Here is a 6,139-nt window from a genome sequence, read left to right as displayed (position 1 = left end):
TATTTCGGATACTTTCATCAAGATACAGAAATCGCAGACGGCGATTTGGTCTGAGATTGAATTTGATTGCTGGTATCTACAATTACGAACTTCGTTACCGACAAAAGGATATATCTTGATTACTTTTGCAAGAGATCTATTCTTGAAAAGTTTCCTCGAAATTGAGGGGTTCTTCTTTTTTCCTCAATCCTAACCATGTATTGCGGACCCGTTTTCCGGTTTTAATCAGTTGCTGTCTTTCTTGAATCTGATCCTGCAAAACTAATAAATCGGGGCGATTTAGTTGGGGAAGTTGATAGGTTTTCCGATAAAGCTTGATTTTCGCCGTTTCTTCTGCCATCGCCGTGGTCGCTGAGGGTGAGTTTTTTCTATTTTAGCCCGATTTTTTGATCATCAAATACTATCGGGATACGCCCCGAGCAACTACCTAACTTTTTCTATAAGTCATAGAAGTAAGGATAAAGCTCTGATTCTGGAATATATTGACTTGCTTGCCTAAAAATAGCGTAACAGGTTCCGGGATCAAGTTGCCGATGATTGGGAATAGTTAAAGTCTCCTTTCTCTCCGAGATGACACGACGCAATTTTATGTGACTTCCTCGTTGACTGTTAATAGTAAAACCAAATCGATCAAGAATTTTGATAATGTCTTTGCCGGATAGTTGTTTCAGCTTAGGCATATTCTGGCTGTAACTCAAATATAATCTGTAGAGAAGGTTTGGCAACTAGACCGAACTCCCTGGGGTCTTCTCCCTCTAAATGCAGTAAAATGGCTTCTTGGAGATTATTAACCACCTCATCTAAGGTATTTCCCTGGGTGACAATCGAAATTTCCACGCATTCACCTACATATCCTTGTTGTTCACCAGAACGAATAATTGCGGTAACTTTTGGACTTAATTTTGTCATAATTGCTCATGTTTATTTTTTGCTTATTTAGATTTATGGCAATCGAGCAAGGGACTGGTCATTGACCCATTCTAACTGACTTTTCCCTAAGCTGTGGAATTCATCTAGTTTTCTAGAAATCTCGGCCAGAGGCGAAAAAATCAGCGACAATGATATAAATGGAGTTATCAACACAAGTAAAGCGATTATGACTGTAGCCACGACGAACGCCCGAGATATTTTCCGCTCCGCCTACGAAAACCGTTACACTTGGGATGAAGGATTCCCCGGTTACACTGCTGATATTATCCTCACCCAAGGGGAGGAAGTCCATACGGGCAAAATTCAAGTTAATGCCGATTATAGTGTGGAAGTAACGGGCATTGATGACGAGAAAGTGCAAGAAAGTATCTATAATCAAATGCGCGACATTGTTACTCACCGCAAAAGAGGCAATTTTGATGCTTCCCACGGCAAAAACCAGTTTAATTTTGGGCAAGATGATCCCACCGGTGCAGTAGAAATTCTTGTCACCGGCGATGCTATGGGGTCTAATTATAAAGTGCGCGGCCAGGAAATCTGTCAAGTCAGTCGAGTCATGGGACCGATGGCTTTTACTATTAATACCGAGGAAAGTCTCGATACGGGAGAAGGTTATATTTCTATTCGCTATAATGCCATTTTCCGCAATGCCAAAACCGATGAATTAAAGGGAAAACGTGACTTTAAGGAAACCTACGAAAAAATCGGTAATTATTATTTACCCTCCTGTCAAGTGATTAACGCAATCGATGCCGGGGGCGAAAAATCCACCACAGAATTTACTTTTATCAATCTACAGCTTTTAGAATCTTAAGGGTTATTCCCGCCCAAAAAGCGTTAGGATCGAAGTAACTAAGTAGGTGGGTGTTAAAAATTGTCGGATCCCCCCGCCTATCGGCACCCCCCTTATTAAGGGTACATCCCCCCGCCTATCGGCACCCCCCTTATCAAGGGTACATCCCCCCCCGCCTATCGGCACCCCCCTTATCAAGGGTACATCCCCCCGCCTATCGGCACCCCCCTTATCAAGGGGGGCAGGGGGGATCAAAGACAAAATCTATCTTCAATTTAATTGAAACCACTTACTTACACTGTAATAAATCTCTGACCAGAAGCTGATTATGTCTTTAACACTGACTCCCAATAACGTCGAACAAGTCTTAGATGAAATGCGCCCCTACCTGATGGCGGATGGTGGTAACGTGGAATTAGTCGAAATCGACGGGCCAGTCGTCAAACTGCGTCTTCAAGGCGCTTGCGGTTCCTGTCCCAGTTCCACCATGACCCTAAAAATGGGCATCGAACGTCGTCTCCGGGAAGTGATTCCCGAAATTGCCGAAGTTGAACAAGCTTTCTAAATCTTGGGTTAATTAATTCTCACCACTGCCCGATTGCTAATTTAATTAGCGATCGGGCATAATATTAATTATATATTTTCTTCTAAGTCGCTAGGTGTTAAAAACTTTCAGATACCCCCCTTATTAAGGGTAGATCCCCCCGCCTACCGGCACCCCCCTTATCAAGGGGGGCAGGGGGGCAGGGGGGATCAAACCCCCCTTATCAAGGGGGGCAAAAGGCAAGAGGGAGAATAAATAATCGGTTTTTAATAACCAGATTTGGTATTATATATCTTTTTCTGCAAGATTGATAAAATTACAGAATTAATTAAGGTAAAAAGTATCTTTTTTAGCCGATTAACCAGCCAATTAAGCATTAAGATATACTTGAAAATTTTTATTAAAACTCAAAAATTATGACTGAAAATATCCCCACCATTGTGGTCATGCACGGCGACCAAACTGGAGAAGAACTATTACTAGAAGCCCTGAGAGTATTACAACCCTCGATAATTCGTCAACCGCTTAACTTTGCCGATTTTGATCTTAGTTTAGCCCAGCGTCGCCAGAGTAACAATCAAGTGGTTCATGAGGCCGCCGAAACGACTCTCAAAACCGGATTAGCCCTCAAAGCCGCCACCATCACCCCAGAAATTAAAGGAGATGTGGGCAGTCCTAACGCTATTTTAAGAGAAGCAATGAATTCTCAGGTAATTCTCCGCATCGGTCGCCGTATCCCCGGTATTCGTCCGATTGGGGGCGTTTATTCTCCCATTGCCATTGTCCGCATGGCCGTTGATGATGCCTACGGGGCCAAAGAATGGCGAGAAACCACTGCCACCGGCGATGAAATTGCCTATCGCACCTCGCGCATTTCTAGGGCTACCAGTCGCGCTGTGGCCGAGTTTACCTTTCAACAGGCCAAAAAAACCGGGGCGCGGGTATTTGGCGGCCCAAAATTCACCGTTAGTGCCACCTACGAAGGGATGTTTAAAGAGGAATTAGACGCGGCAGCCCGAAGACATCCGGAAGTGCGTTATCAACCCCTGTTAATTGATGCAACTTTTGCCCTACTTTTACAAACCGACGGCGAAGCTTTGGTGATTCCGGCACTTAATCGCGATGGCGATTTATTATCTGATTTTGTCTTGCAACTCTATGGCAGTATTGCCGGGGCCGAAAGTTTAGTTTTGGGATTTGATGAGCAGACCTTAGCGGTTAAAACTATTATGGCAGAAGCTCCCCACGGCACGGCCCCCGCTTTAGAGGGCAAAAATATCGCTAATCCCATGGCGATGATTTTAGCCTCGGCAGCTTTGTTAGGTTATATCGAAACTAGCGAGGCGCGTAAAGCTTCCAGGGCAATTTATGAAAGTGTCTTTGAAACTATTCACGAGGGCAAAAAAACCCCCGATTTAGGGGGCCAAATGACCATGAGTGAGTTTACCGATGAGGTGATTCGTCGTGTGGTCAGTAAGTTAGAAGTTTGGTCTGCTTTGGGGTAAGCTGTCGGCACATCTAAACACCGGTTAAGACTGGACTAGGGAAGGGGGAAAAAGCCGTAAGATTGCCTATTCCCTAATACCGAAAGCGCCGTTTGGCGTTGTCAGATCAGAATATGAAAGATGCAATGCAATCCTTGCTATCAAAGTGATTTCAGTTCCCAGCTGATTCTGATCATCTTTCAATTTGACAACGCCAGCCGTTTAGCTTAATCTCTGGCCAGATAGGGTTTCCAGCTAAGTGGAACATCGATTTGCATAATAAACTCAGATGAACCATAGTTTATCAGCAATTCTAAATTTGCCCTGTAGCAAGGCTTTTGGGAGTTAGTTCGCATAATACGGGGTAAAATTCAATGGGATGGCGAATTTCATTTCACGAGTCTTCGGGCTTTTGACGTGATAGTATACCCAAAGTTGCCCCAAAAATCCCCCTTTAAAATGTTCTCTAAATCCCTAAAAAGCTTGCTGTGTCTAAAACTGAGAATTGCTGATAGTTTATTAGTTCGCTTGCTCAAAATAGTCTTTCGTGCTATTGTGTGTAGTGTTATCGTGTCAGTCAATTGTTTTAAAGTTCTTACCGAAATTCCATATACGGAGGTTCCTCTATCCATGTGGCACGGACAACTCCTTATTGGATAAGCCTTTCCACTGATAAGTTTTGATAATCCATAATTTTGCTAATAAACATAGCAAAATTATAGATGATTTCCTGACCTAAGATCACATTTTATTATTTTTTCCACTTCAATCTAAGAATTGAGAAAAAAGCAAAACCTTATATTGTACCATAAAAAAATTATGCAAGAGGTCTAATAAAACTTCATTTATCGAAAACCTACCCAATGGGATAACACTAGAGATGGTGAGCTTACCAGCAGGTGAATTTCTTATGGGATCCCCTGACAGTGATCCCGATGCTTACCAGAACGAAAAGCCTCAACACCAAGTTAAATTAAACAGTTTTGCGATTGGCAAATATCCAGTGACTCAGGCACAATATCAAGCGGTAATGGGCAAAAATCCCTCTCGGTTTAAAAATAATCCGCAAAATCCGGTAGAACAGGTTAGTTGGAATGACGCTCAAGCCTTTTGTAAGAAATTGAGTCAAATAACAGGAAAAACCTATCGCCTACCGACGGAAGCGGAATGGGAATATGCTTGTCGTGCGGGGACTACTACTCGCTTTTATTTTGGTGATGATGCTAATCAGTTAGGAGATTACGCTTGGTATGACGGAAGTTCTCAGAAGACAACTCATCCTGTGGGTCAGAAAAAGCCCAATGCTTGGGGACTGTATGACATGAGTGGCAATGTTTTGGAGTGGTGCGAAGACAATTGGCATAATACCAATGAGAATGCGCCAAGGGATGGCAGTGCTTGGCTGATAAAGGATAATGATTATTACATAGTGCGGGGGGGTTCTTGGTTCAGCAATCCAGATAACTGCCGTTCCGCTTACCGCGACCTCAACAGCCGCCGCGACAGCAGCCTCAACAACGGTTTTCGGGTGGTGTGCGGTGCTGGGAGGACTCTGTAACCCTTTTACCCTTTTTACCCTTTTTCTCTTTTTTTCCCGCCTAGCGGCGGGTCGATTTTTTTTTTGAAAAAATTGAGGTAGCATGAGTAGAAAACGGGTTTCTCCGAGAAACCGGTTTTCTGTGGGTTACTCAAGGGATTTAGGATAATCTGTAGTTTGAGTTAGGGTTCGTAGTTGCGCTTTAGCGCTTCATGTTGTCCGCACTACAGTAACGGCAAATTTGGCTTCAGCGTCCAGAAAGAAATCTATGATACTAAATCCAGTTATTAAAAACTGATTATTTATTCCTCCTTTTGCCTCTTGCCTTTTGCCTATCCTGATATGTAGCCTATACTCAATGGATTTAGTATAATCTAATTGACAGATCACTCCTCCAACTCAACAGGATAAAATGGGTTTAGTTTCAGCCAAAATACAACTTAGTAACCCCGTTGATCGTTCCCTATCGCCTCTAGAAACCCCAGCCTTGGCTGATACGGGAGCCTTGCATCTCTGCATTCCTGCACATATTCAAATTCAGTTAAAATTAACTGAAATCGATCGCAAGGAGGTAATTTTAGCCGATGGTTCCCGTCAACTGGTTCCCTACGTTGGGCCGATCGAAATTCGTTTCAAAAACCGCGTCGGTTTCGTCGGTGCTTTGGTGATGGGGGATCAAGTATTGCTTGGTGCTATCCCAATGGAAGATTTAGACTTAATCGTTATTCCCGCAACCCGGACTATTGATATTAACCCTAATAGTCCTAATGTAGCCACCTCGATGGCTAAATAGATAGGCCCCAGGAATTACATCAATTTATCAAAGTTGGGAGAATAATTTACTGTCGATT

The 6,139-nt window shown here is 43.2% G+C and carries 6 protein-coding genes and 3 pseudogenes; 6 read left to right on the top strand and 3 right to left on the bottom strand.

What is annotated here, in order from left to right; all coding sequences use genetic code 11:
• Window positions 1–119, top strand: a pseudogene (locus tag IM462_RS02680) (IS5 family transposase); the annotation flags it as partial.
• A 20-nt stretch (window positions 120–139) separates the two neighbouring features.
• Here the strand turns inward: IM462_RS02680 and IM462_RS02675 are convergent.
• The 3 genes and pseudogenes from IM462_RS02675 to IM462_RS02665 form a co-directional block, all read right to left on the bottom strand.
• Window positions 140–340: pseudogene (locus tag IM462_RS02675) on the bottom strand (formylglycine-generating enzyme family protein); the annotation flags it as partial.
• Between the two features lie 97 nt (window positions 341–437).
• The gene (locus IM462_RS02670; RefSeq protein WP_072927660.1) at window positions 438–680 is read right to left on the bottom strand and encodes a type II toxin-antitoxin system HicA family toxin; all 243 of its coding nucleotides are present in this window, start codon (window positions 678–680) and stop codon (window positions 438–440) included.
• Window positions 673–909 (bottom strand): type II toxin-antitoxin system HicB family antitoxin, encoded by a 237-nt coding sequence (locus IM462_RS02665; protein WP_002753114.1) that lies wholly within the window; start codon window positions 907–909, stop codon window positions 673–675. The genes IM462_RS02670 and IM462_RS02665 overlap by 8 nt, the downstream gene beginning before the upstream one ends.
• 187 nt (window positions 910–1,096) lie before the next feature.
• Here IM462_RS02665 and IM462_RS02660 point away from each other — a divergent pair, with 187 nt between their 5' ends.
• The 5 genes and pseudogenes from IM462_RS02660 to IM462_RS02640 all read left to right on the top strand — a co-directional run bounded on the left by IM462_RS02660 (window position 1,097) and on the right by IM462_RS02640 (window position 6,081).
• Window positions 1,097–1,744, top strand: a complete 648-nt coding sequence (locus IM462_RS02660; protein ID WP_004268696.1) for a DUF3386 domain-containing protein — start codon at window positions 1,097–1,099, stop codon at window positions 1,742–1,744.
• A 307-nt stretch (window positions 1,745–2,051) separates the two neighbouring features.
• A complete protein-coding gene (locus tag IM462_RS02655; protein ID WP_002735229.1) occupies window positions 2,052–2,288 on the top strand; it encodes a NifU family protein in 237 nt (78 codons plus the stop codon).
• A 395-nt stretch (window positions 2,289–2,683) separates the two neighbouring features.
• Window positions 2,684–3,772 carry an isocitrate/isopropylmalate family dehydrogenase gene (locus IM462_RS02650; RefSeq protein WP_287700029.1) on the top strand — a complete coding sequence of 363 codons (1,089 nt, stop codon included), beginning with the start codon at window positions 2,684–2,686 and terminating at the stop codon, window positions 3,770–3,772.
• An 814-nt stretch (window positions 3,773–4,586) separates the two neighbouring features.
• Window positions 4,587–5,309: pseudogene (locus IM462_RS02645) on the top strand (formylglycine-generating enzyme family protein); the annotation flags it as partial.
• 391 nt (window positions 5,310–5,700) lie between these two features.
• Window positions 5,701–6,081: a pepsin/retropepsin-like aspartic protease family protein gene (locus tag IM462_RS02640; RefSeq protein WP_287700028.1), complete on the top strand. Its 381-nt coding sequence runs from the start codon at window positions 5,701–5,703 to the stop codon at window positions 6,079–6,081.
• The last annotated feature ends 58 nt before the right edge of the window (window positions 6,082–6,139 follow it).

It is taken from the genome of Microcystis sp. M144S2, assembly GCF_020246065.1.
Classification (GTDB): domain Bacteria; phylum Cyanobacteriota; class Cyanobacteriia; order Cyanobacteriales; family Microcystaceae; genus Microcystis; species Microcystis ichthyoblabe_A.
The sequence above is the reverse complement of the archived record's forward strand: the minus strand, read 5'-3'. Positions and strand labels throughout refer to the sequence as shown.

Excerpts from the sequence above, each read along its gene's own strand:
- IM462_RS02670 (WP_072927660.1), bottom strand. The coding sequence starts at position 680 with ATGCCTAAGCTGAAACAACTATCCGGCAAAGACATTATCAAAATTCTT.
- IM462_RS02665 (WP_002753114.1), bottom strand. The coding sequence starts at position 909 with ATGACAAAATTAAGTCCAAAAGTTACCGCAATTATTCGTTCTGGTGAA.
- IM462_RS02660 (WP_004268696.1), top strand. The coding sequence starts at position 1,097 with ATGACTGTAGCCACGACGAACGCCCGAGATATTTTCCGCTCCGCCTAC.
- IM462_RS02655 (WP_002735229.1), top strand. The coding sequence starts at position 2,052 with ATGTCTTTAACACTGACTCCCAATAACGTCGAACAAGTCTTAGATGAA.
- IM462_RS02650 (WP_287700029.1), top strand. The coding sequence starts at position 2,684 with ATGACTGAAAATATCCCCACCATTGTGGTCATGCACGGCGACCAAACT.
- IM462_RS02640 (WP_287700028.1), top strand. The coding sequence starts at position 5,701 with ATGGGTTTAGTTTCAGCCAAAATACAACTTAGTAACCCCGTTGATCGT.